22 protein-coding genes are annotated in these 23,273 nt (G+C 38.0%); 10 read left to right on the top strand and 12 right to left on the bottom strand.

Annotated elements, in window-relative coordinates:
- The first annotated feature begins 16 nt into the window (after positions 1-16).
- On the top strand, positions 17-727 hold the full coding sequence (locus H4J61_RS06240; protein ID WP_182184378.1) for a DUF6445 family protein: 711 nt from the start codon (positions 17-19) through the stop codon (positions 725-727).
- 105 nt (positions 728-832) lie between these two features.
- On the top strand, positions 833-1,813 hold the full coding sequence (locus H4J61_RS06235; protein WP_182184377.1) for a Gfo/Idh/MocA family protein: 981 nt from the start codon (positions 833-835) through the stop codon (positions 1,811-1,813).
- 182 nt (positions 1,814-1,995) lie between these two features.
- Here H4J61_RS06235 and H4J61_RS06230 read toward each other — a convergent pair whose 3' ends face one another.
- From H4J61_RS06230 to H4J61_RS17895, 3 genes are all read right to left on the bottom strand, one after another.
- Positions 1,996-2,226 carry a TIGR02922 family protein gene (locus H4J61_RS06230; protein WP_182135832.1) on the bottom strand — a complete coding sequence of 77 codons (231 nt, stop codon included), beginning with the start codon at positions 2,224-2,226 and terminating at the stop codon, positions 1,996-1,998.
- Positions 2,227-2,849: 623 nt separating this feature from the next.
- The gene (locus H4J61_RS06225) at positions 2,850-3,569 is read right to left on the bottom strand and encodes a cytochrome b/b6 domain-containing protein (protein ID WP_182184376.1); all 720 of its coding nucleotides are present in this window, start codon (positions 3,567-3,569) and stop codon (positions 2,850-2,852) included.
- Between the two features lie 26 nt (positions 3,570-3,595).
- Positions 3,596-3,988 (bottom strand): DUF3240 family protein, encoded by a 393-nt coding sequence (locus H4J61_RS17895; protein WP_259363145.1) that lies wholly within the window; start codon positions 3,986-3,988, stop codon positions 3,596-3,598.
- A gap of 159 nt (positions 3,989-4,147) precedes the next feature.
- Between H4J61_RS17895 and H4J61_RS06215 the strand changes: the two genes are divergently transcribed.
- From H4J61_RS06215 to H4J61_RS06205, 3 genes are all read left to right on the top strand, one after another.
- A complete protein-coding gene (locus tag H4J61_RS06215) occupies positions 4,148-4,639 on the top strand; it encodes a LuxR C-terminal-related transcriptional regulator (RefSeq protein ID WP_182184375.1) in 492 nt (163 codons plus the stop codon).
- A gap of 589 nt (positions 4,640-5,228) precedes the next feature.
- Positions 5,229-6,260 (top strand): CNNM domain-containing protein, encoded by a 1,032-nt coding sequence (locus H4J61_RS06210; RefSeq protein WP_182135829.1) that lies wholly within the window; start codon positions 5,229-5,231, stop codon positions 6,258-6,260.
- A 199-nt stretch (positions 6,261-6,459) separates the two neighbouring features.
- Positions 6,460-6,996 carry a hypothetical protein gene (locus tag H4J61_RS06205; protein WP_182184374.1) on the top strand — a complete coding sequence of 179 codons (537 nt, stop codon included), beginning with the start codon at positions 6,460-6,462 and terminating at the stop codon, positions 6,994-6,996.
- Between the two features lie 104 nt (positions 6,997-7,100).
- On the opposite strand, the gene H4J61_RS06200 is transcribed toward H4J61_RS06205, so the two are convergent.
- On the bottom strand, positions 7,101-8,249 hold the full coding sequence (locus tag H4J61_RS06200) for an iron-containing alcohol dehydrogenase (protein WP_182184373.1): 1,149 nt from the start codon (positions 8,247-8,249) through the stop codon (positions 7,101-7,103).
- A 158-nt stretch (positions 8,250-8,407) separates the two neighbouring features.
- Between H4J61_RS06200 and H4J61_RS06195 the strand changes: the two genes are divergently transcribed.
- The gene (locus tag H4J61_RS06195; RefSeq protein ID WP_182135826.1) at positions 8,408-9,304 is read left to right on the top strand and encodes an AraC family transcriptional regulator; all 897 of its coding nucleotides are present in this window, start codon (positions 8,408-8,410) and stop codon (positions 9,302-9,304) included.
- A gap of 306 nt (positions 9,305-9,610) precedes the next feature.
- On the opposite strand, the gene H4J61_RS06190 is transcribed toward H4J61_RS06195, so the two are convergent.
- From H4J61_RS06190 to H4J61_RS06165, 6 genes are all read right to left on the bottom strand, one after another.
- Positions 9,611-9,952: a hypothetical protein gene (locus H4J61_RS06190; protein WP_182135825.1), complete on the bottom strand. Its 342-nt coding sequence runs from the start codon at positions 9,950-9,952 to the stop codon at positions 9,611-9,613.
- A gap of 386 nt (positions 9,953-10,338) precedes the next feature.
- Entirely contained in the window at positions 10,339-11,973 is a 1,635-nt protein-coding gene (locus tag H4J61_RS06185) for a methyl-accepting chemotaxis protein (RefSeq protein ID WP_182184372.1), read from the bottom strand.
- A gap of 177 nt (positions 11,974-12,150) precedes the next feature.
- Positions 12,151-12,819, bottom strand: coding sequence for an alpha/beta fold hydrolase (locus H4J61_RS06180; RefSeq protein WP_182184371.1), 669 nt, complete (start codon positions 12,817-12,819; stop codon positions 12,151-12,153).
- A gap of 198 nt (positions 12,820-13,017) precedes the next feature.
- A complete protein-coding gene (locus H4J61_RS06175; RefSeq protein ID WP_182184370.1) occupies positions 13,018-13,917 on the bottom strand; it encodes an endonuclease/exonuclease/phosphatase family protein in 900 nt (299 codons plus the stop codon).
- A gap of 146 nt (positions 13,918-14,063) precedes the next feature.
- The gene (locus H4J61_RS06170) at positions 14,064-14,789 is read right to left on the bottom strand and encodes a PepSY domain-containing protein (protein ID WP_259363143.1); all 726 of its coding nucleotides are present in this window, start codon (positions 14,787-14,789) and stop codon (positions 14,064-14,066) included.
- A complete protein-coding gene (locus H4J61_RS06165) occupies positions 14,786-15,679 on the bottom strand; it encodes a PepSY domain-containing protein (RefSeq protein ID WP_259363142.1) in 894 nt (297 codons plus the stop codon). Before H4J61_RS06165 ends, H4J61_RS06170 begins: the two co-directional genes overlap by 4 nt.
- 345 nt (positions 15,680-16,024) lie before the next feature.
- Between H4J61_RS06165 and H4J61_RS06160 the strand changes: the two genes are divergently transcribed.
- The 3 genes from H4J61_RS06160 (at position 16,025) to ahpF (ending at position 20,220) form a co-directional block, all read left to right on the top strand.
- Complete coding sequence (locus H4J61_RS06160) at positions 16,025-16,444, top strand: hypothetical protein (protein WP_182184369.1); 420 nt, start codon at positions 16,025-16,027, stop codon at positions 16,442-16,444.
- A 1,494-nt stretch (positions 16,445-17,938) separates the two neighbouring features.
- Positions 17,939-18,508: an alkyl hydroperoxide reductase subunit C gene (ahpC, locus tag H4J61_RS06155; protein ID WP_182135820.1), complete on the top strand. Its 570-nt coding sequence runs from the start codon at positions 17,939-17,941 to the stop codon at positions 18,506-18,508.
- A 110-nt stretch (positions 18,509-18,618) separates the two neighbouring features.
- Positions 18,619-20,220 carry an alkyl hydroperoxide reductase subunit F gene (gene ahpF / locus H4J61_RS06150; protein WP_182184368.1) on the top strand — a complete coding sequence of 534 codons (1,602 nt, stop codon included), beginning with the start codon at positions 18,619-18,621 and terminating at the stop codon, positions 20,218-20,220.
- Between the two features lie 249 nt (positions 20,221-20,469).
- Here ahpF and oxyR read toward each other — a convergent pair whose 3' ends face one another.
- Together oxyR and H4J61_RS06140 are read right to left on the bottom strand one after the other, a co-directional pair.
- Positions 20,470-21,372 (bottom strand): DNA-binding transcriptional regulator OxyR, encoded by a 903-nt coding sequence (oxyR, locus tag H4J61_RS06145; protein WP_182135818.1) that lies wholly within the window; start codon positions 21,370-21,372, stop codon positions 20,470-20,472.
- Between the two features lie 270 nt (positions 21,373-21,642).
- On the bottom strand, positions 21,643-21,945 hold the full coding sequence (locus H4J61_RS06140) for a hypothetical protein (protein ID WP_182184367.1): 303 nt from the start codon (positions 21,943-21,945) through the stop codon (positions 21,643-21,645).
- Between the two features lie 283 nt (positions 21,946-22,228).
- Between H4J61_RS06140 and lexA the strand changes: the two genes are divergently transcribed.
- Positions 22,229-22,843 carry a transcriptional repressor LexA gene (lexA, locus tag H4J61_RS06135; RefSeq protein ID WP_182135816.1) on the top strand — a complete coding sequence of 205 codons (615 nt, stop codon included), beginning with the start codon at positions 22,229-22,231 and terminating at the stop codon, positions 22,841-22,843.
- The last annotated feature ends 430 nt before the right edge of the window (positions 22,844-23,273 follow it).

Raw genomic sequence — 23,273 nt, 5'->3', positions numbered from 1 at the left:
GGGTAAACGTTATTCGATGTTAGATTTTACACTAAATGATAATCCTAGCTTAACTAAGCTGACGATTGGTAAAGAAAATATACCCTTGTTGATTATTGATGGTTTTGCCAACAAACCTGATGATTTAATTTCCTGCGCGGGTGATGGCTCATTATTTAGAGCCGATCAACAAAACTTCTATCCGGGCAAACGTTTTTTAGCACCAGAAATATATAGTGAACAAATTTGTAAAAAATACTTACCGCTATTTAAATCATATTTTGGTTTTGATACCGCCACTAGTGCTAGAGCATTAATGTCTGCATTTGCTGTTTCAGATAGAGCTCCCGAGCATTTAAAGCCGATACAAATGCTGCCGCATTTTGATACCGCCAATATTAATCAATTGGCGGTAGTACATTACTTATGTGAGCCAGAACATGGCGGAACTTCTTTTTATCGACACCGGGCCAGTGCATTTGAGCGCATCACCTCAGCGCGTTTAGTCAGTTATGGTCAGCAGCTTAAAAAGGAGGCTATGGCGCATCAGTTACATAAAAACCCCTGCTACGTAAACTCAGATAATAGCCTTTTTGAGCAATTTCATTCAGTGGCTGCCGGTATGAATAGAGCCGTGATCTATCCCAGTATGGCCTTACACTCAGGTGACATTAATCCGATATTAGGTTTGTCTTCAGATCCTAAAATAGGCAGGCTAACTATTGGTAGTTTCATTTATGTTGAATAATTTAAAGAAAGTATTTTCTAGCTGTAGGTCGTTGTGCCATCTCTAGGGCGATTAGACGCATGAGAAAATCCTTTTCCTGTCACTTTTTATATTGAGAAATAGTCAATGAAGTCACTGAAAAATAGAAATATACGTTGGGGAATTATTGGTTTAGGTAATATAGCCAATAAGTTTGCGACAGATTTATTAACCGTGGAAGGTGCTGAACTTTATGCGGTTGCATCAAGAACACAGCAAAAATCTGATGACTTTGCCGAAAAATATCAAGCAATTAAATCCTACGGTAGCTATGAAGCGTTAGTAAACGATGAAAACATTGATGCTGTTTACATAGCAACGCCACACTCTTTACATCAAGAAAATACCCTGTTGTGTTTAGAGCAGGGCAAGGCGGTATTATGTGAAAAACCTTTTGCTATGAATATCGATGAAGTGAATAGCATGATTGCTGCTGCCACTAAACATAATACTCTGCTGATGGAAGGACTTTGGACCTATTTTCTGCCGCATTATAATTTTGTCTTAGCAGAGCTGAGTCGCAAAACTTATGGCAATCTTCTGAAAATTGAAGCTGATTTTGGTTTTGTTAAGGTCTTTAATGAAGAGTCTCGGCTTTTTAACAAATCGCTAGGAGGAGGCAGTCTTTTAGATATTGGCATTTATCCTATTTTTGCTGCACTTTCAACACTTGGCGTGCCAGATACCATAACAGCCAAGGCAAGCTTTTTTGAGAATGGCGCTGACTCTTCCTGCGCTATGGTATTTAATTACCATAATGCCGTAGCAACACTAACGTCAACACTATTAGAGCCTACCCCCAGTGAAGCTATTTTTTATTGCGAGCAAGGCATTATTAAAATTAATAGTGGCTTTAATAGCCCGTCAACGGTGACTTTAATTAAAGATAATAATGAAGAATCGGTATTTTTTGACTGTAAAACCCATGGCTATAATTATCAAATTAGCCATTTTAATGAACTATTACGCGAAGGCAAAAAAGAAAGTCATATCATGACGTTTAATTTTAGTCGCCAGCTGATTACAACTTTAGATAAGGTTAGAGCCATTATTGATTTGAAATATTGATTTGAAATATTAATTTAACATCTTGAGTTAAATTATTGACACCTAAAACGGTTGCCCAGCTTTTAGTTACTTTGTTAGTTACTTTGTTAGTTACTTTGTTAGTTATTTTTTAATAATAAAAGCAGGCATAAACTGATGATTGAAAAATTTAATATGGCTTAGCTGTCGATAAAGCTTAAAGACTAAAAGTTCTCATCTTCGATGCCAAGTGACATAATTCTATCACCGATTTTGTTTATGATAGTTATCTCACCAAGACAGACGGCTAATATAGACTTATCCTGTTTGAACTCCTGTGGGATAATAACCCTGCCAGATTTATTTTTAGGATAGCTTTTAATTTCATGCTTTAATTCTAAGCTGTCTTCTTGGTAATAAATAATAGTGACGGTAGTTAAATTTTCAGTCTCCAATTTGAGCTCCTTTAAAGTAATTATTAGTGGCTAAGATACTTAAACTATCGTCTATTAAACCAAGGTTGTCCAACTATATTAAGATAGTAGCGCTTTGATGTTCTGTTAAAATTTAATCAATAAAATGAGTTAGGCGCACAAAGTGAAACCTCAGTAGTATTTACCTGTGTAGGTTATTAGCGTGATGTGGCCTTTAATTTTAATGCGGAATATAGCGGTTGTAGGTTGTGATATATAAGAATCATGGTGCGCTAAAGAGTCGGGGTTACACTGTCTTTAAACAAAAAACAATACTCGCCTTTACTGAGTACTCTTCTGGCCTAAAGGCGCTATTTTTTATTAATATCCCTAATCTAACATTAATATGGTTAGGTCAATATAAGCTATATTTAGCCTGTTTGTTGAGGAACTTATCGGCTTGCTAATCTTGATCGCGCGATTTTTATAAAGTGTATTTCCAGACCTATTTTTCACACGCTATTTTCACTTTCTATATTGGTGATGTGGATTCAAATTTTTTCATTCAAACAGCCGTTAAACACCACCTGCTAGAGTGGTGTTTAGGATTATTGTCAGTATTTTTTCGTTTTTAATTATCTTTAGTTTTTAATAAAAATTAAGCTTTAATGCTCATCAGTCTTATGCTTGGGTAGGTATTTATAACCATTGAACATGGCAGAAACAAGGGCGCTTTTTTCCCGTCTTTCAGCAATAATCACCCCAATAATATGCAGTGGAATAAGCAATAGCAGACAGTAAAAAGCATAAACATGAGCGGTAATAAAAGGTTTTCGAAAATCTCTCATCACTTGATAAGCCGCTGCATCAATGTTTTCTTTTGAATAAGGTCTTATCGCCGCTATATTGTCTTTATTGATGGCAATACTTTCAGCAAAATATTGACCAAAGGGTGGGTAGTAAATGTCGGTGCCGGCGATAACAAGACCTGAGATCATTTGCACTGTCATGGCGGATAACAGTGCTAGTATCATCAATTTACCTGCAGGGCTATGGCCTTTGTAAGCTAACTTTTTACCTTGTGTAAATGCAACTAATTCAGCTTTAAAGCCTTTTTTAAAAGGCAGGATTTTATGCCACCGCTCATAACCTTTACCAACAAAAGCTATGATTAATCTAAAAATTAAGTTACTCGCAAAAACATATCCCACCAACACATGTATGGTTTTTAATAATACTTTACCTTCGGTACTCAGGCCCAATGTTTTGCCATTTAATATAACTGTGCCTATCGCAATGAGTAATAAAATTGCAATGACATTTATCCAATGAAAAAGCCTGACTTTACGACTCCAGACGAAAACTTGTTGCCTATTAATATTCATATTATTTCTCTTTTATTGCTGTGGAGTTAAAAGTGGCCAGATTGTAAAACAGGAGTGATCCAGTATTTTAACTTGGTGGGTTGGCAAATTGGCTTAAGTATATCTTTAAGTTTTTCTATGTCTTTAAAAAATAGCAGAACTTCAAATTGATAAAACGCTCGATAGCCTTCAACACTAGCAATAGTGTCACCAGGTTTGTAGCTTACCTCGCCAATTAAATGCTGACCTACCATAAAGTTTGCTTTTTTAACGGTGGAAAATTTTAGCTCAAAAGCGCCAAGCGAAGACAGGTCAACGACTTGGCTTTTTTCAAAGGCAAATGCTGACGATATTTGAAATAGCACCATAAAGCATAAATAAAATAGCGTATATTTGCAGCTAAGTATCTGAGGTATTTCTTTCACCAGTAATAACGACATACAATAAATTCACAGGTAATTAAACGTTGTAAGGTAATTATTACTGTTATTATATCAAGGGTCATTAGACATAGGTCGAACCTTACTTAATTTAGGTTTATTCTTCGTGATGGTACATTTGTCTATTGTATATTTAACTTATTGATATAAAGAGGTTTTATGAAGGATAAAGTGATAGTGTTAATTTTAGTTATAATAATGCTATTAAATTTTTTTGACGTGATCACTGATATTTCTTTAGGTGTACCTATGTGGCATGTTTTCTCAGAAAGTCTTATTGTGATAGTTTCTGGTTTTGGTGCGCTGCTTTTAGTTAAAGATATACGTTCTCGCACATTAAATACCGTTAGGCTAAAACAAGAGTTAGTCGTTTCAGATGATAAATTGAGAAATATTTCTCAAGAAATGAAAAATGCTCGCCATGCCTACAGTCATGTTATTCATGGCCAGTTTGAACAATGGCACTTAACACTTAGTGAGCAAGAAATTGCCATGTTGCTGCTTAAAGGACTAAGCTTCAAAGAAATAAGCGGTGTTAGAAATACCAAAGACAAAACGGTTCGCCAGCAAGCCTCTGTGATATATAGCAAAGCCAATGTAGAAGGGCGGCATGAGTTTGCAGCTTGGTTTTTAGAAGATTTTATGGCGTAAATAAAGCGCTCTTACTTTACTTTAGTTTTAGTTTTAATAAGTATGGCCCAGCGACTTTAATACTCAAAACTTTTAATGACACAGCGCAATATATTGCGGTAATGCCATGCAGTACAAGTGATAAAACTTTATTACTGGTACTTTAAATCATGATTGACTCGCTTGATAAACCTTGATGAAGCCAAGCAGTAAGCCTTAACAGTTTTAAGACTAAATGTGTTGAGGGTTTCTGGCGCTTTGTTTTTAATGACAACAATTTTTAATGACACACTTTTCAATGGCAACACAATGTGGTTATTTTTAGCCGCCTTGTTGGCGAATAAGTTTACATAAAGTTTAGCTGTTTGCTGTAAATTTTTAATATGCTTTCAAAAAAATGTATTATTTATATTTGTGCAAAATTAATACAGCGAGTTACCGTCAAAAAATTAAAATCTATCCTGGCAATAAATTTGTCACTGCTTTGTTTAATTAATCACCTCAATCCCTACTAATACCATTAAGCTAAGCACTCAAACCAAGTGCTTTGCCTACATTGTGATATGCTATTTAGCAGTGAAATTTAATATTATAGATTTGGAATGACTAAGTGACTTTACTGTTTATTTATTTGGCAATTGCGATTGGGGTGTCATTTATATGCTCAATACTTGAGGCGGTATTATTATCGATAACGCCAAGTTTTGTTGAGCAAATGCAAACAAAAAAACCTAAGCATGGACTGGTGCTAGCAAAAGTTAAAACGCATTTAGAAGAGTCACTTGCCAGTATATTAATTCTTAATACCTTTGCACATACCATGGGGGCGGCAGGTGTTGGCGCACAGGCTATCGGTATATTTGGTGAAAAGTGGGAAACCATGATTGCTGTGCTGTTAACACTGGTGATTTTGTATTTTTCAGAAATTATTCCTAAAACCTTAGGAGCAACATTCTGGCGCAGTTTGGCCATACCTTCTGCCTTTGTTATCACTTGGTTGGTGAGAATTGTTTATCCATTGGTTTGGCTCTCAACTCGGTTAACGCACTCATTCAAGCGGGGTAAAGCCAATGAAATTACTCGGGAAGAAATTATAGCCCTAGCGTCATTAAGCTACAAAGATGGCAGTCTGTTCTCGCAAGAAAACGAATATTTATCAAATATATTAAATTTGCGAGAATTACACACTGGCGATGTATTTACGCCACGCACGGTAGTGCACATGTTACATCAAGACATAACCGTCACGGCGGCGCTAAATCATGAACAAACTCGGCAATTCTCCCGCATACCGGTTTACGGTAAAACCATTGATGATATCACCGGTAAAGTGATTAAAGGGGATTTGTATGAAGCTGAACGTAACGGGCATGGTGATGAGCCGATTAGTAATTTTGTGATTAAGTTAGCCGCGGTATCTGAAAAGTTACCGGTTCAGCAGTTGTTAGATATGTTTATTAAAAATCATATACATATCTACTCAGTTGAAGATGAGTACGGTCAAACCTCAGGGGTTGTTACTTTAGAGGATGCTATTGAAACCTTGCTTGGTCGTGAAATTGTTGATGAAAGCGATACGGTAACTGATATGCAAGCACTGGCGCGCGATAAGTATCGTGAGCGATTAAGAGGACTTAAGTAGCATATTATTGTGTAATGGTACTACACTTTGTTGAGTTCATCGGTTAATTAGACCATAAAGTCTATAATTATTTCCACCCGTTTATTGGCACTTTTCGACTATTTTTGCTATTAAATGTCATCTGCTTATTGGTTTATGCTGTGAACCAAAATAAAAGCGCTGACGTATTGTTTTTCAACAGATTAAGCAGGAGCATAACATGCGAATAATAAGCTATTTTTTGGTGCTATTGTTGCTAACAGCTTGTAGCACACAATATCCAAATAAAAATATTACCGGAGAAATATTTCCAACCGTAGTGGGTCAAACCTTAGAAAAAAAATCATTCACCATTCCAAGTGATTTTACTGACGACGTAACCTTACTTTTGATTGGTTATGTGCAAAATTCACAGTTTGATATTGATCGTTGGTTAATTGCTTTAGATGTAACCGATACCCAGGTAAAAGTTTATGAAGTACCTACTATTCAAGGCTTATTTCCACAAATGTTCAGTACCTTTATTGATAATGGTATGCGATCTGGCATTCCAAAACCTCTATGGCAAGGGGTAGTGACAATTTATGACGATGGTGAACAAGTTCAGGCTTTTACCGGTAATGAAAATATTTCTAATGCCCGTGTGGTGCTGCTAAATAATAAAGGCGAAATATTGTACTTTTATGATCAAGGTTTTGCGGTAGACGCGCTAAACGAGATCAGAGGTGTGTTATCAAATCAGCCGTTAAGTAAATAGCGGCAATACTAAGCGAGTACTGAAAATACTACTCGCTTAGTTTTTTTATTGAGCGTTACTCATTTTACAGACTATTAGCTTACAGACTATTAGCTTACAGACTGTTACTTAACCGCTAACTGCAATATTTCACGACTTTGCGTTAAGGTAATGGCTTGGTGTTCACCTAGCGCTGTCATCTTGTGTGCTTCAAGCTGTGCAATGATCTTATCAATAGCGCTAGCTTTATCATCGCCGTGTTCAGTTAATTGTGTAGCAACATTTAAGCTATGGTAGAAGGCTTCAATAGCAACAATTGTGCGTTCAGCTAAATCATCACCTGCCGCTAAGGCAAAAACATTATGACCTAGCTGCTCTAACTTAGCTTTTTTAACCGTCAGTTGGTTGCGCAATAATGAGGGTTGTACAATCGCTAGCGAGCGTGCGTGATCAACGCCGTAAAGTGCGGTCATTTCATGGCCAATCATATGTGTTGCCCAGTCTTGCGGTACACCGGCACCAATCAAGCCATTAAGTGCTTGATTTGCTGTCCACATGAGATTTTCACGCCATTGTAGTGTTTCATGTTGGTCATATTGCTTAGCCAAAGTTAGCAAGTTTTTAAGTAAGGCTTCTGCGTAACCGTCCTGTACCATAGCACCCGTTGGCATAGTTAAATATTGCTCACAGGTATGTACCCAAGCATCAACCAAACCATTAATTAATTGACGTTCTGGTAATGTTTTCATCGCATCGGCATCAAGCACGGCAAACTTTGGTTGCACGGCTGGCGAGGAGAATGGCAGTTTATCTTGAGTTGCTGCGCGGGTAATAACGGAACCCGAATTAGACTCTGAGCCGGTAGCAGGTAAGGTTAATACAGCGCCAATGGCAATAGCTTTAGTAACGGTATGCTTACCTAATAGAATGTCCCAGCCGGCACCGTCATAACATGCAGCGGCAGCAATATATTTCGCACCATCGATCACTGAACCGCCACCAACCGCTAGTATAAAATCAACTTTTTCCGCTTTAACTAGGGCAACAGCCTTATCTAAATTCTCCATCGTTGGATTAGGCTCAACACCGGAAAACTCTGTCCAAGTATGCTGGCTTAAGGCATTTTGTACTTGTTGATAAACACCATTTTTTTTGATTGAGCCACCACCGTAAATAACCAGCACTTTGCTAGTGCTTGGAATAGCGTCAGTTACACTGGCAATTTTACCTTGGCCAAAATGGATCTGAGTTGGGTTAACGTATGAAAATTCCATGGGATACCTCATTTAATATTTATCGAATAAAAAGCATAGCAGCTTATGTTGAGTTGCATATTACTGTAATAAATGTTGTGTAAACAGACGTTTTTATCGATAATCATTGCCTATTTGTATAAATGTGATGAGAAACATGTTTATTGTTTGAGTGAGTTATGAAAAATTTAGCACAACTAATGCAGTCTTTTGCGCATTTAAAATCATTGAATACATTGAATGGCAGCTATCAAACGCTGATTCCGGGTGTAAAATTTTATCGTGCTAGTGCCGGTAGTGATCGAGAGCCATTACTTTATCAGTCAGGCATTATTGTCATCGGGCAAGGGCGTAAAAATATTTATGTTGCAGAGAATTGTGTGCAATATGGCTCAGGTGACTATTTAGTGTTAGGTGTGCCAATGCCATTGGAATGTGAGGCGTTTTCTGATCATGGCTTGCCTATTTTAGGGTTAATTATTGATGTTGACTCGCATATATTACATAAACTAGTTAACCAAATTAATGAACAAAATACGTTAGGTAATCTAGCAACACCGAGTCATAAAACGCCATTAGATTTTGGTGTTAAATCAAATAGTTTAGATGATAATTTCAATAGTGTTATTACGCGATTAATCAAAGTGCTACACGAAGATGTTGAAGCAAAAATTCTTGGGCCAGCGATTGTTGAAGAAATTGTCTACCGAGCCCTGGTGGGTGATAATGGCCACATATTATTTGATTTAGCTCGTCATGATGGTCATTATGCTAGGATTGCTCGTGTGCTTGATACGCTGCACACAGAATATGCCGAGGTAATATCGGTTGAGCATTTGGCTAATCAAGCACATATGAGCGTTTCAGGTTTTCATCGCGCTTTTCGACAAGTTACCAGTGAAACACCCTTACAATATTTAAAAAAAATACGTTTAAACAAAGCCAAAGATCTGATTGTAACAGAAGGTAAACAGGCAACAGAGGCGGCAATGTTGGTGGGGTATACTAGCCCTTCACAATTTAGCCGCGAATTTAAGCGCCATTTTAACGCCACACCCAGAACCATAGAGAGTTGACTGTTGCTTAGCTATTTTAAAGGTTAATGATTGCCATCTCAGGTGAAATTAACTTGGCGGTTCATATTTGCCCCATGACAGTAATCGCCCGCTTAACAGCTGACGGACTAAAGTCCGACCTACATAAAAAATGGCCTACATAAACAATTACCCAAGGCTAGATTGATACCCGTAAGCACAGTGTAGGTGTACTTCAGTCAATCAAGTTAACTGGAATTTAACTGTTATCAGCACAAACGCCGAGCGATAAAAACTATCCCTATGAATATCGCATCAACAATAAGGCTAACGCGCTATTTTTCGTGGTTATTTATAGGTAAAGGTAACTTTATCCATTTCAGCCACTAAGCCCTGCTGTGAGGGTATGAAAGTCACTCTTTGAGTTTTGGCAATGGCGTTACTGAGCATAATCTCTACATCACCTTCCATCACAGTTTTACCTTTTTGAAAAGAAGCACGACTTGATTTAGTCGACAAGTTGCCATGGGCAAAAGCAATTCTGACATTGCCGCTATAGGTATGGCGTTTGCTGTTTTCTGAAATCACTTGTTTTATAGCCGTGATTTCCATTTCGTTTGCCGACGTAAAACTCGATATCGCACTTAATACCACAACAGTTGATCGCGTTAATTTTTTCAATAATATCATCTTGATTCCCTCACCTAGATTTATTAAATACTGCTTTGGTAGGGGGTGTTAATTTTTCATGTTTCTTTTTTTGCATTCAATACAGCTTGATCGCGGTGCAAGGTATCTAGCAACCTGTGCTATGTAAACTCCTCACAGCAAACAGCAAGTGATATTGAAGGCAATCAGTAGCACTGTTAGTCCTTTTCATCATCATCAGATGTTTGACTAAAATAATGGCTAAGTATATGCACTGTCCTATGATCAAAAGCGAATAATCACGGGTAAAAATCATCAAAAAGTTTAACAAACCCTCAAAGTTACCATACTAAACTTTTATCTGATTGGCATCGTTAATTTGAAACTTTCATAATTATTTCACAATAGCACTGAGGTGTTGCTCAACATTATTGTGCTTTAAAGCCGATACGAAAGCCGCCCCAGTGTTGGCCGTTGACGATAATTGGCGCAGAAACATCATGCATAACTTCACCTGTATCACGCTTGTATGTTTGCAGAAGAAATTTATGCCTGTGCTGGCCACATCGAATGCCTGTGCTATCGTCAAATATTCGCTTAGTGCGATTATTAATGCTGTCAGTGGCGATGTTACCGGTTAGCGGTTGCGAATAACGTTGGTTATGAGTAGGAAAGTAGCCGTTGATATCGACGGCGCCAGCAAAGACAACTTCAAGGTTTTCTTTTAAAATAGGCTCTTGAATAGCCGGTAAAAATTTATCGGTAAAGTCATCGAAAGTGCTGTGATATTTTTGCGGATTGGTATTGGCAATCTTACTATAACTAAAGTTAAAAAGAGCTTGTTGGCTAATTTCATTGCGTGAAATTTTATCACTGAACATAGTGGCTACTTGTTGTGCGGCAAGCTGTGCTTGCCAACAAATTTTTTCCACTAAAGAGCCAGTGTTGAATTCAGCCAGATCGATGAATATTGACTCGGTACTTTCGCATAGCGCTTTTGCTTTATCTGAAACTATATGGGTTTCTTTACTTTTTTCGAGCAAAAAGTCATGCAAATTTGTGATCGCCATGGAAATTTCATCACTGGTGGCATTGTGTTCTTCTAGTGCGTTACTGATGAGGTTGCTGGCATCAGACGACTCAGTCATTTTTTGATTGATATCACTTAATGAAATAGCGAGTGAACCCATACTGCTAACAATATTATGGCTTTGCTGAACAACTTGCGCCATAACCTCAGTGGTTTGTAACGTTTCCTCATTGATCTGGGTGAGCATGCTACCAATTTGATCTGTTGCCTCAGCTGTCTTCGATGCTAATGCTCTGACTTCATCAGCCACAACCGCAAAGCCTCGACCTTGTTCGCCAGCACGCGCAGCTTCTATTGCGGCATTTAATGCCAAGAGGTTGGTTTGGCGTGAAATTCCATCGATAACATTAGTGATATTTTGAATTTTAGTGGCTTTTTGCGAGAGCGATTTTATTTTTTCAGCGGCATTGATCACATCACTATTGAGTTGCTCAATCACCTCGACATTGTCATTTAGCTGCTTTGAACCGGCCGACGTTGCTGTCATGGCTTGGCTAGATTGTTGCGACGCTATTGCAGCATTGTCATTCATCACCTTAATACTAATAGACATTTGCTCCGCAGCACTGGCCAGCCGATCAACATCTTCACTAGATAATTCAATAGCACTACTGAGCTTTTCAAGGAAAAAACTGACTTCTGCAGAGTTAATAGCTAACTCGCTGGCTTTATCGTCAATATTTTTTCCTGCTATGCTGGTTTTACTCGCCTGATTGCAGAGAATATCCTGCAAAGATTGGTTGGTTGAAATATCAAGCTTTAAAGCGTGAAGCAATAACTGACGCTGATTTTGTTGATTTTTCTTGATTACAAAGTTGATACTGACGAAAAAAATAACAAGGCTTGCTATAAATATAGATGATACATACCAAGTTATACTGGTTGTTATCTGTGCTAAGACAATTAATAGCAATGCTATTAAAGTGGCCGCAAGTAAAGCTAGTGAGACTGCAATCTGACGATTTGTTGACATGACTTATTACCGCGTGGTTATTTAACCAATTTATTTTTGTAATTTACCGTAGTCAACGTGGATGGGATTGTCAATCAGACTTTAGTCTTTATTGAGATGGTTTATGCTCGCAGGCAGTCAGATATTATTTTTAGTTATCAGGGCTTAAACAATATCGTCAGTACTATTATCGTTATATTAGCGGTTAAATTTACCTTGTTTGAGGTAACTAATGACTTGCGCGATAACTGCGTCATTTCGCATCATAAAGACATGAGAGGTTGGTATTTCAATATGATCATTCATGCCATCAATTTTAGTACTTTCGACCGAGACTTTACCGTCGTCAGCATCAGGAATGAGGGTTGATAACAAGAAGTTTATGCTTTGGGTGCCCGCAATAATGCCGACATCAAAATTAGCCTTGCCTAATTGGTTAGGCACACTTAATGCGCCAGTACCTAATTGCATGCCTGCATCACCATTTACTAAGTGAAAACCGGGTAAATTACCCAGTTTGTCAACAATTTCAGTACCTTTGTTTGGTGGCCCAAGCATAACCACTTTATTGAGGTTTTTAATACTATGGTGACTGAGAAATTGCCGTACTAAAATGCCACCCATTGAATGGGTTACAAAGCTGACCGGCATGTTGTGGCATTGTGCTAACGCATCTGAAATGGTTTGTTCTGCTAACTGTTCAATAGAGTAAGCACGTGAAGGATAGTCAATATTTAACACGTGGTAACCTTGCTCGGTTAAGCGTTGTGCCATTTTGTCCATTGAATGTGCTGAGCGCGCTAAACCGTGCAATAAAATGACGTATTCTTTCGTTGCACTCTGAATATTATTCTGGATATCATTCATGGTTAATTTCACCGTTTAGCGTAAACGTTGCTGCTTACATTGTCACTAGCTCAGGCATGGCTTGTTGCGACAACTTTTGAAACAGTGTCTGCTTAGCACAATGACTGACAAGATTAATAGCCAGACTATAATACGTTATCAAAATACCACCCAGCATTAATGCTTAATGAATGCTAATGCTGGGTGATTAACAAGCGCTTACAGTGCCAACTTTATTGAAATAGGGCAGTGATCACTCAGTTTTTGACTAAGCTCTCGCGTGTATTTTGGCTCAAAGATTAATTGCTTAAATGAGTTTTCGACATAATGCGCTTTTGCTTTGGGATCAAAAACTATATGGTCGATATAGTCTTTGTAATACCCGCCCCAGCATTGTGATTCTGCTGTAATAGTAGGCGCCCAAAGTGCTTCGCTACCTTCATCATTAATGGTTTGCCACAAGCCTTGTACTTCAGTGTAATTTAACGCTATGTCTTTAACAAAGCGGCGGTTAAAGTCACCGAGTAATATAAAGGGAATACCTTCTTCAGCGCGGGCATCAACCCAAGCTTCTAATGGCTTGGCTTGCTTGGCAAGTTCTGTACAGGCAATTTTTGCATATTGTTCTTTTTCATTGCTGTCGGGCATTTTAGCAATGCTGGCTTGATCAAGTGCGTTATCGAAACAGCCTGATTTCATGTGCACAGCTAATAAGCGCACGCTCTTACCATTTTTTGTTAGGGTAACGTCCATGCCTCGGCGCGCAAGGCCTTGGTCAAGTTCACGGTATTCGACCGCACTGGCTTTATAGCCGCTGCTTTTTCTTACCGCGACACCAACACGCTGCACCCAGTCTTTTGTGGTGAAAAAATAGTCATAGTCGTCACCAAAAACTTTTTGTGCCCATTTTGCGCTTTCAACTTCTTGTAAGGCAATGACATCGGCATCTAGTTCGCGTGCATAGCGCGCTAATTTTTGGTAATCGGAGTCTTTGCGTTGGTTATATTCATGAGAACCCAACCAGGCGATATTCCAAGAAGCGACTTTTAAGGTTTCTGCAAAAGTTGTGGTGCTTAAAAACGTAAGTGCAATGCTAAGCAGGCCAATTAATTTTTTCATTAGGTTATTCTACAATATACATGGGCAGCTATAGTAACCGCTGGCAGAGCAAATTAAAATAAAGTGTTTAGCTTTGTACTATTACTATCATCAGGATGAGGAGCAGAACTATGGCTAGAAATATGGCTAGCACTATGGCGATGGAGCTAAAATTTCTTTAAGCGGTATTGGCCTTTTCGCAGCAAATGTAATGTCCATATCAAACCAGAAAGCGTGAGCCATAAGGTGATAAAAGCAAATAATATCATTTGAATTGTGTTGAAGCTGCCGGCACTGCCGTAATCCATAAAGTGCAACATAAAGAAAAAATCGGCAAAGCGTTTATCACTATTACTATGGCCTATTAAACGACCCGAGCCTTGTTCAACATAAACACTGGTGGCTAAGTCATCAGCAAAATTAATTTGCCAACTGGGATTTTTATGTTTGAGAAAATCGGCAATTGGCGGCGTTATTAACGCGACAGATTTAATATTACCTGGGCCATTATAAGTCGCTTTGGCAATAGCTTTGGCGAATGTTTCATCCACCAAGGTTAGCTCATCGGTAATAGCATTAACGATATGGTAACTGTTAGCAAAGTGGCGATATAAACCTTGCTGTTGAGTTAGCAGGTAATAAGGCTGCGAGAGAATACTGACTTGGTTGAGTTCAAGCGTAGCCGGGTATAATTTTAGTATGCTTTTAACGGGTAACAGTGCTTGGTTTGCCAGCGTTGGCTGCTCGGCCATGGCCGTTTGACGATAAGCATTACCGCGGGCTTTTTTGTGATCAATGACATTGAAGACTAAGCCACTGGTTAGCCAAATAAGTAGTTGCAGACCGATGAGTAATGAGGCCCATTTATGAATTTTTCTTATCCAAAGCATCATGACTTATCTCCAAAAGGTAAACGGTTATCTTGTTGCGCTTTTTTAGCCCTATCGCGGCTTTTTCTACGTGAGATTATTATCGGTTTGATCACTTTGAAATAAGTCAGTACTAAACCACTAAAGGCAGCAAAAAATCCCAATGAAGCAATAAAAAACAGCAACCAATTACTGACATCTTCGTCGTCGCCATAATCCATGATATGCAAGCGAAACATCCAATCAAACAAATACCAAAGTTGATGACGTTTGCTAACAAGTTTACCGTTACTCACTGAGATATAAAGCGACGGTGAGGCGAAATTGTCAAAATTAACCTGCCATACGGGCAAATGTCGAGCACTTAAGCCAAAGTGTGGATTTGTGGTTATTAGCTTGGCATTCAGTACTTTTCCATCACCAGAATAAAGCTGCTTTGCTATGGTAATTGCGGTGTTTTTATTTAATGGCGATAACGGTTCGCCGCTCTGTGCATCAATTATAAATGCTTGTTTAGCTATGTTAAAGCGATAGACTTCACGGTTCACTAGCAGGCCAACACTTAAGTTTTTAGCCCGTGGATATTGTTGAAATAAGGTTGACGATGAGTATGTTAAGTTCTCTGATTTTATTTTATTTTGATGGTTGATAATTAAGCTATCACCGTGAATATAATCAAGATCAAAAAAGACCATATAAGCACCCGTAACAGACCAAATAACAAATTGTGCACCAATAAATAACATCAACCATTTATGCAGCTTATGGCTGAGGTTAAAGAGTTTTAAAGGCTTTTTTCTTATTGTTCTAGCTTTAGTCAATGTTGTTTTAATTAGGTTATTCTCCACAATAGCTATTCTGCTGGCAGTAGTTAAGGGTGTGAGTGTTACCGCGTTAACGAATCCACCCATCATGGGTGCAGCAGTGCGATTGATGACTTTTGATCATACGCTGTGACCTTATAATATCGATAAAAGTGCAACAATAGCAACTGAATAACGATGAGATAGAAAGGTCTGTCTTTGTTTTTTAATGGCGTGGAGCTTAGTATTTAGTCTGCTCACTATTGAACTTAATCCTAGTGAACTTAATCGCGCGATTGTTATGGACGGATATGAAGATAAATGCACAGAGATGCAAAAAATAATTTAGTCAGTTAGCTATGGTATAATAACATAGGCAAAACCATCAAATGATATAGCTGTGGTGAGCGCTCATTATTTACCGATAAACTACTTATTAAAAAGGCGTCAACCATCATGGATATTATGACTGAAACCTTGCCAATTTCTATTCAGGTGAGTGATGACCTAGTGGCCGAAATAAAAAATATTGCCGCCATTAGTAATAAACTCGAAGCGCAGTTAAATTTTCATACCATGACGGCGAATTGGTATGGCGATGAAGCAGATATTTTACAGATCAATTTTTATCTTGTCGCGATTAACGAATTTGGCAATGTAGCAAAACAAGCACCGAATGTTGAAGTAGAAACGTTTGCAGATGACGTTTTGTTGCTGAGCTCAAGCAACAAGTTAATAGATTGTCATGTTGCTATTACAGCAGCGGAATCTGAATTAATACGCCAACAGCCGAAACTATTGTCGGGCTACCTTGCTAAAAAACTGTCCAAGATACTTAATTTAATTGCTGATAGGCAGCAACTTACACAGATATAAAATTATTTTTTATTTGGATTAAGTTATTTTAATTAAATAAAATCAGGGTGTTGTGAGAGGATTTATTATTGATGAAATTTATTTGTCAATAAAGTTGAACTAAGCACTATAAAGTTACTCTTACTTAGCAAGAGATTCTCCCCTCGGTTTTGTTTTTATTAGTGTTTTTATATTTTTATACGCTCCTCAATTGAGGGGCGTTTTTTTTGCCTATATTTTGGCGGATGAATTATTGAAAGTGTTCAAGGAGCAAAGCGATTAGTTTTTGTTCCATGAGTGGTGAAATTATTTATTTTCACCAAATATTCGTCGAGAGATTTAGATTTATTTTTATTTAAATTGAACTAACCATAATAATAGCACTCTTACTTAACAAGAGATTTCCCCCTCGGTTTTGTTTTTATTAGTGTTTTTATATTTTTATACGCTCCTCAATTGAGGGGCGTTTTTTTTGCCTATATTTTTTGGCGGATGACTTATTAGTTATTAAAAGTGATGAAGGAGCAAAGCGATTAATTTTTGTTCCTTGAGTAGTGAAATTATTTATTTTCACCAAATTTTTGTCGAAGGATTTAGGTTTATTTTTATTTAAATTGAACTAACCATAATAATAGCACTCTTACTTAACAAGAGATTTCCCCCCTCGGTTTTGTTTTTATTAGTGTTTTTATATTTTTATACGCTCCTCAATTGAGGAGCGTTTTTTTTGCCTATATTTTGGCGGATGACTTATTAGTTATTGAAAGTGTTCAAGGAGCAAAGCGATTAATTTTTGTTCTTTGAGTAGTGAATCATTTATTTTCACCAAATCTTCGTCGAGGGATTTAGATTTATTTTTATTTAAATTGAACTAACTATAATAATAGCACTCTTACTTAACAAGAGATTTCCCCCTCGGTTTTGTTTTTATTAGTGTTTTTATATTTTTATACGCTCCTCAATTGAGGGGCGTTTTTTTTGCCTATATTTTGGCGGATGAATTATTTGTTATTGAAAGTGCTCAAGGAGCAAAGCGATTAGTTTTTGTTCCATGAGTAGTAAATCATTTATTTTCACCAAATCTTCGTTGAGGGATTTAGGTTTATTTTTATATAAATTGAACTAACCAGGGTAATGGCACTCTTACTTAGCAAGAGACTCTCCCCTCGGTTTTGTTTTTATTAGTGTTTTATATTTTTATACGCTCCTCAATTGAGGGGCGTTTTTTTTGTCTTTTTTTTGCTTTGATCATAGCTAAAGAAATTAAGCTGATATTAATATGCAATCTTATTTTTCATATAACTTCCTGCAACATTTAAATTTTAGCCATCTATAAAATAAAGTTAACTAGTCACAGCAACAATGTCCTCTCTTTCTACATTTCATTCTACAATTCACTCATAGCTTTTGCCTATCGATATGATAAATTCAAACGATTGTTCCTATTTTAAATGCCGGCGTATCATTGTCCCAACTTAACAAGTACTCATATTTTTAAAACAAGTGGAGATAAACATGTATAAATCAATTATCAATTCAACCATCCAACCATTTAACGCAACAGCATTTAGTAAAGGCGAATTTGTCGAGGTTTCAGAAGCTGATGTTGCAGGAAAATGGGCAGTATTTTTCTTTTACCCTGCTGACTTTACCTTTGTTTGTCCAACAGAGTTAGGCGATATGGCTGACCATTATGCACAACTACAAGAAATGGGCGTTGAAGTTTACTCAGTATCAACCGACACACATTTTACCCATAAAGCTTGGCACGGTAGTTCAGACACTATTGGCAAAATTACCTACCCAATGATTGGTGACCCAACAGGCAAAATTACGCGCAACTTCGGTGTCATGATTGAAGACGACGGCCTAGCATTACGTGGCACGTTTGTTATCAACCCTGAAGGCGAAATTAAAATTGCTGAGATACATGATCTAGGTATAGGTCGTTCAGCAAAAGAGCTAGTGCGCAAAATTCAAGCGGCACAATATGTAGCTGAACATGACGGTGAAGTATGTCCAGCAGCATGGCAGCCAGGTGCAGAAACATTAACACCATCATTAGATTTAGTTGGCAAAATCTAAATAAAGTAAAAAACTACCGCGATACTTTTAAAATATCGCGGTATTTACCAAGCCAATTCAGCATGACCTAAAAATCATCCTATTCATCAGTTTTCTCAAAGGAATAACCCATGTTAGATACGAACTTAAAGCAACAACTAACGACCTATTTACAGAATTTAACATCGGCTGTTGAATTATCAGTATTTTTAGGTGACGACGTTAAATCAAAAGAACTAAATACCTTGGTGACAGAAATTGCTGAAATGTCAGCATTAGTCTCGGTTGTTGCAGCAGATGCAAGCAACGAGCGAGTGCCATCAATGTTAGTAAAATCAGTTAAAACTGGCGGCGAAATGCGCTTCGCTGGCGTGCCGATGGGGCATGAATTTACTTCGCTGGTATTAGCCTTGTTACACAGCGGAGGACACCCAATAAAGCTTGATAAAGCGGTGATTGAGCAAGTGGCCTCACTAGAAGGTGAGCATAGCTTTGAAACCTATATTTCTTTAAGTTGTCAAAATTGCCCAGACGTAGTGCAAGCACTGAACATGATGGCGGCCATTAATCCGCAAATTAAGCATGTGATGGTTGATGGGGCATTATTCCAAGAAGAAGTTTACCAACGAGATATTTTATCAGTACCGGCAGTTTACTTAAATGGTAAAGCGTTTGGCCAAGGCAGAATGACGGTAACTGAAATTTTAAACAAAGTTGATACCAATGCTGGCGCGAGACAAGCTAAGGCGATAAACAACAAAGCAGCTTTTGACTTATTAGTTATAGGTGGTGGCCCAGCAGGTGCATCATCAGCGATATATAGTGCCCGTAAAGGGATACGCACAGGTATAGTGGCAGACAATTTTGGTGGCCAATTACAAGAAACCATGTCCATTGAAAATTTTATTTCAGTGAATGCAACTGATGGGCCTAAACTAGTGGCTAACCTAGAAGCCCATGTTAATGAATACGATGTTGATATTATGAATAATCAACAGGTGAAAAAAATTATAGAAAGTGATGTTGAAGGTGGTTTAATCACCGTTGAATTAGAAAACGGCGCTATCTTACAAACACGCTCAACCATTATTGCTACAGGCGCAAGATGGAGAGAAATGAACGTTACTGGTGAGCAAGAATACCGTGGTAAAGGTGTTGCTTATTGTCCGCACTGTGACGGACCATTATTTAAAGGCAAATCAGTTGCGGTGATTGGTGGCGGTAACTCAGGTATCGAGGCAGCCATTGATCTCGCTGGCTTAGTTAAGCATGTTACTGTTCTTGAATTTGATAGCGTACTACGCGCTGATGCAGTATTACAAAATAAAGCGCGTTCGTTGCCAAATATCGAGATTATTGTTAATGCTCAAACTACCGAAGTATTAGGTAATGGCAAGCATGTTACTGGACTAAACTACCTTAATCGTGCAACAGATAAGCAAGAGAATGTCGAACTTGCGGGTATTTTCGTACAAATTGGTTTAGTGCCAAATTCAAAGTTTTTGCAAGGAACTGTTGATTTAACCGAGCGAGGCGAGGTGATCATTAACCACAAAGGCGAAACCAATATTGCGGGTGTTTATGCGGCGGGCGATGTAACAAACACGCCATTTAAGCAAATTATTATCGCTATGGGCAGTGGTGCAACAGCAGCATTAGGTGCATTCGATTATTTAATTAGAACACCGAACCCGCTTGAAAACACTGAAAGCGTTAGCGAAGCTGCAGCCTAATAGCGCATTATTTCCTAGCTTAAATTAACACTGAAACGCCAGTGCAATAAGTACTCAAAAAATAAACGCTATCGTTGGCAAGGGTAGCGTTTTTTCGTTAATAGCGCGCTTGCTGTTGCACTGATTTAACCTTCCCCCCATGTAGGTTCCATGCAGGCGTGATATAGCTTGGACTTTAGTTCATCAAGTTAAATGAAGTTTAACCGTTTTTGCTCGAAGCTCATAAGCGGGTTGTGAAACATAGCTAATTTATTCATCAAATAAACCCGTTACTGCTTGGCGCACTTCATTAACCACAGCTCTAACACTTTCCATGCGCGCGTAACCGGCACGACAAAGTAATGATATTTCACGCACCGGTTGTGGGCTTTCAAAAGGAATGTAATGAATATGCTTCTGTGGAGCATAATTAATTGTCGCCAACTGTGGTAGCAGGGTAATACCCATATTACTGGCCACCATATAACGTAAGGTTTCAAGACTGGTGGCTCGAAAACTATGATCTTCCTCCGCACCAGCACTAAAGCAATAGCCCATGGCTTGATCTCTCAAACAATGGCCATCTTCTAAAGTGAGGATTTTTTGATTATGTAAATCATCAAATGTTACTTTAGTTTTATTAGCCAGTGGATGTGAAGGAGACGTGGCCATCACCAATGGCTCGGTGAATAAATCGTAACGTTCAAAACGCGCCATTTCTGGCAACCAAGGCAAAATTAAAATATCGAGTTTACCTGTTTCCAATTGTTGCAGTAAATCTTGGGTTCTATTTTCATGTAAATAGAAGTTTATTTTAGCTAGATTGCTGTTTAGTGCCGGCATAATATGCGGCAATATATATGGCGCTAACGTCGGTATTAAGCCTATATGTAAATCACCTGACAGTGGATCAAGTAGCGCTTTTGCCGCTTCTTCAAAGTTATTCGCGGCGTTAAGTACTTGCCGAGCTTGTTGTACTAACTTTTCTCCTGCGGGTGTTAGCATAACATTGCGCGGTTGGCGTTCAATTAAGGTTAGCTTAAGGCGTTGTTCTAGTTTTTGAATTTGACCACTTAGCGTTGGTTGACTAACAAAGCAAGCCTCAGCGGCATGGCCAAAATGCTTATATTCGGCAATGGCGGTTAGATATTCTAAATCACGAATTTTTATCATAGTTTAAATCTATTGATATAAGGTAGTTAATAGCTAAATTTATGTTAGCTTAAGGTACTGAGTTTAGCTAGCATATTGAAAAGCAAAGCCTGCACTGAAGCGTTAATACCCAGACTAAACCATGTTTGCAAAGGCTAAAACTTGCTAACGACGTGGTTAATTGAGGCGCTTATTGCATCACTGCATATTTAAGCCGTTGTTTAAAATGACTTAGGGTACTTTGAAATCTTGAAATCTTGAAGAGTTAAGAAGTTGAGGGAGATTGAAGCATTATAGCTTTGATCGCTCATAGGCCGGAATGTTAATAAAATTTTCATCACCTTTGGCAACCGCTTCTTTTAAGCTCGCTTTTCTATTTTGGCGAGACTCAATACTTTCACCAAATACCTGAAAGTGAGCTTGCGCGATAACATCGACAGCCTCTACATGAGATATAACGCCTAACGCTTTACCCGCATGGATAAAGCCTTCAACTCTGAATTTTTGCTTATCATCTTTTTTATGATTTTTTGCGAGGCTAAAAACTTTTAGTAATTGTGCTTGGCAACAATCTAAATATTCGTGTTTATTCATTATCTTCCATTCACCTTCTAAGGTTGATTTACCTATATACCTGCTGTTTAAGCAAGGTTAATAGTTATATTTATGGGTATTTTTAATGACCTTAATCGTGAAAGCCGCTTTACAACAATATGGATTGAGCACTTAATTTTTTGCTAACATCACTAATTGCAACTAAAGCCCAAACTAGCAAAGGCGACTGATTATTTTCTTGCGTTTATTTACAGCCTGTATACAATAACAGTAATACTGTGTAAAAATACAGGCTTGCTCTTAAGTAGCTTAAGGAACAACTATGCGCCCTTTAACACCCAGACAACAGCAGATTTTTGATCTGATCCGAGAAAAAATTTCTGATACAGGTATGCCACCAACACGTGCCGAAATTGCTACTTGTTTTGGTTTTAAGTCGGCCAATGCAGCAGAAGAACATTTAAAAGCGCTAGCGAAGAAAGGCTATATTGAAATGCTACCTGGCACATCGCGTGGTATTCGTCTTGCACAAGAGTTTATCGCTGAAGATGGTTTGCCACTTATTGGCCGTGTGGCAGCCGGTGAGCCTATTTTGGCACAAGAACATGTTGAGCAGCATTACAAAGTTGATGGCAATTTATTTCATCCTCCGGCTGATTATTTATTGCGTGTTAATGGCGAGAGCATGAAAGATATCGGCATTATGGATGGCGACTTGTTGGCCGTTCATCAAACAACCGACGTGCAAAATGGTCAAGTGATTGTTGCTCGTGTAGAAGACGATGTTACCGTTAAGCGTTTTAAACGTGAGGGCAATGTGGTTTATTTACATGCTGAAAATGAAGATTTTGCACCGATTAAGGTCGATTTAAAGTCTCAGCAATTTAATATCGAAGGCCTAGCCGTTGGTGTTATTCGCGCGGCTGATTGGATGTAGTTCACGTTTCATTTACTTCATAAATGCTAATACTTAGCTAAACTAGATTTTCCTACACTATTTTTTCCTAAATTATATTTCGCAGATTTAACTATCACTTGGTTTAATTCAAGGTGTTAAAATCTGCGTATTCCACATGCTTGATAACCATTTATCTACCTAATATGTAGCTAAATTTTTTTGGTTAGAGCTATCCTTCTGTTCGGCAATAAATACCGCTAATAGCTTGCTTTTTATACAGCAAATTTCTGTGTTGATTATTTATTATTCAGCATGAAAAACAGGCTTTGAACAAAACATGAACATTGCAGCCATCCTTTTAAAAATCTACTTATCGTCCGGTTTAGGGCTTTTACTCTATTGTATTTACTGGTTTTTATTTATCATGCTTTTGAAATTAAAAATTGACCCCTATCAAGTTTTAAGTAAT

It is taken from the genome of Colwellia sp. MB3u-4 (assembly GCF_014077065.1).
Classification (GTDB): domain Bacteria; phylum Pseudomonadota; class Gammaproteobacteria; order Enterobacterales; family Alteromonadaceae; genus Cognaticolwellia.
The sequence above is the reverse complement of the archived record's forward strand: the minus strand, read 5'-3'. Positions and strand labels throughout refer to the sequence as shown.

Excerpts from the sequence above, each read along its gene's own strand:
- H4J61_RS06240 (WP_182184378.1), top strand. The coding sequence starts at position 17 with ATGTTAGATTTTACACTAAATGATAATCCTAGCTTAACTAAGCTGACG.
- H4J61_RS06235 (WP_182184377.1), top strand. The coding sequence starts at position 833 with ATGAAGTCACTGAAAAATAGAAATATACGTTGGGGAATTATTGGTTTA.
- H4J61_RS06225 (WP_182184376.1), bottom strand. The coding sequence starts at position 3,569 with ATGAATATTAATAGGCAACAAGTTTTCGTCTGGAGTCGTAAAGTCAGG.
- H4J61_RS17895 (WP_259363145.1), bottom strand. The coding sequence starts at position 3,988 with ATGTCGTTATTACTGGTGAAAGAAATACCTCAGATACTTAGCTGCAAA.
- H4J61_RS06215 (WP_182184375.1), top strand. The coding sequence starts at position 4,148 with ATGAAGGATAAAGTGATAGTGTTAATTTTAGTTATAATAATGCTATTA.
- H4J61_RS06205 (WP_182184374.1), top strand. The coding sequence starts at position 6,460 with ATGCGAATAATAAGCTATTTTTTGGTGCTATTGTTGCTAACAGCTTGT.
- H4J61_RS06200 (WP_182184373.1), bottom strand. The coding sequence starts at position 8,249 with ATGGAATTTTCATACGTTAACCCAACTCAGATCCATTTTGGCCAAGGT.
- H4J61_RS06195 (WP_182135826.1), top strand. The coding sequence starts at position 8,408 with ATGAAAAATTTAGCACAACTAATGCAGTCTTTTGCGCATTTAAAATCA.
- H4J61_RS06190 (WP_182135825.1), bottom strand. The coding sequence starts at position 9,952 with ATGATATTATTGAAAAAATTAACGCGATCAACTGTTGTGGTATTAAGT.
- H4J61_RS06185 (WP_182184372.1), bottom strand. The coding sequence starts at position 11,973 with ATGTCAACAAATCGTCAGATTGCAGTCTCACTAGCTTTACTTGCGGCC.
- H4J61_RS06180 (WP_182184371.1), bottom strand. The coding sequence starts at position 12,819 with ATGAATGATATCCAGAATAATATTCAGAGTGCAACGAAAGAATACGTC.
- H4J61_RS06175 (WP_182184370.1), bottom strand. The coding sequence starts at position 13,917 with ATGAAAAAATTAATTGGCCTGCTTAGCATTGCACTTACGTTTTTAAGC.
- H4J61_RS06170 (WP_259363143.1), bottom strand. The coding sequence starts at position 14,789 with ATGATGCTTTGGATAAGAAAAATTCATAAATGGGCCTCATTACTCATC.
- H4J61_RS06165 (WP_259363142.1), bottom strand. The coding sequence starts at position 15,679 with ATGATGGGTGGATTCGTTAACGCGGTAACACTCACACCCTTAACTACT.
- H4J61_RS06160 (WP_182184369.1), top strand. The coding sequence starts at position 16,025 with ATGGATATTATGACTGAAACCTTGCCAATTTCTATTCAGGTGAGTGAT.
- ahpC (WP_182135820.1), top strand. The coding sequence starts at position 17,939 with ATGTATAAATCAATTATCAATTCAACCATCCAACCATTTAACGCAACA.
- ahpF (WP_182184368.1), top strand. The coding sequence starts at position 18,619 with ATGTTAGATACGAACTTAAAGCAACAACTAACGACCTATTTACAGAAT.
- oxyR (WP_182135818.1), bottom strand. The coding sequence starts at position 21,372 with ATGATAAAAATTCGTGATTTAGAATATCTAACCGCCATTGCCGAATAT.
- H4J61_RS06140 (WP_182184367.1), bottom strand. The coding sequence starts at position 21,945 with ATGAATAAACACGAATATTTAGATTGTTGCCAAGCACAATTACTAAAA.
- lexA (WP_182135816.1), top strand. The coding sequence starts at position 22,229 with ATGCGCCCTTTAACACCCAGACAACAGCAGATTTTTGATCTGATCCGA.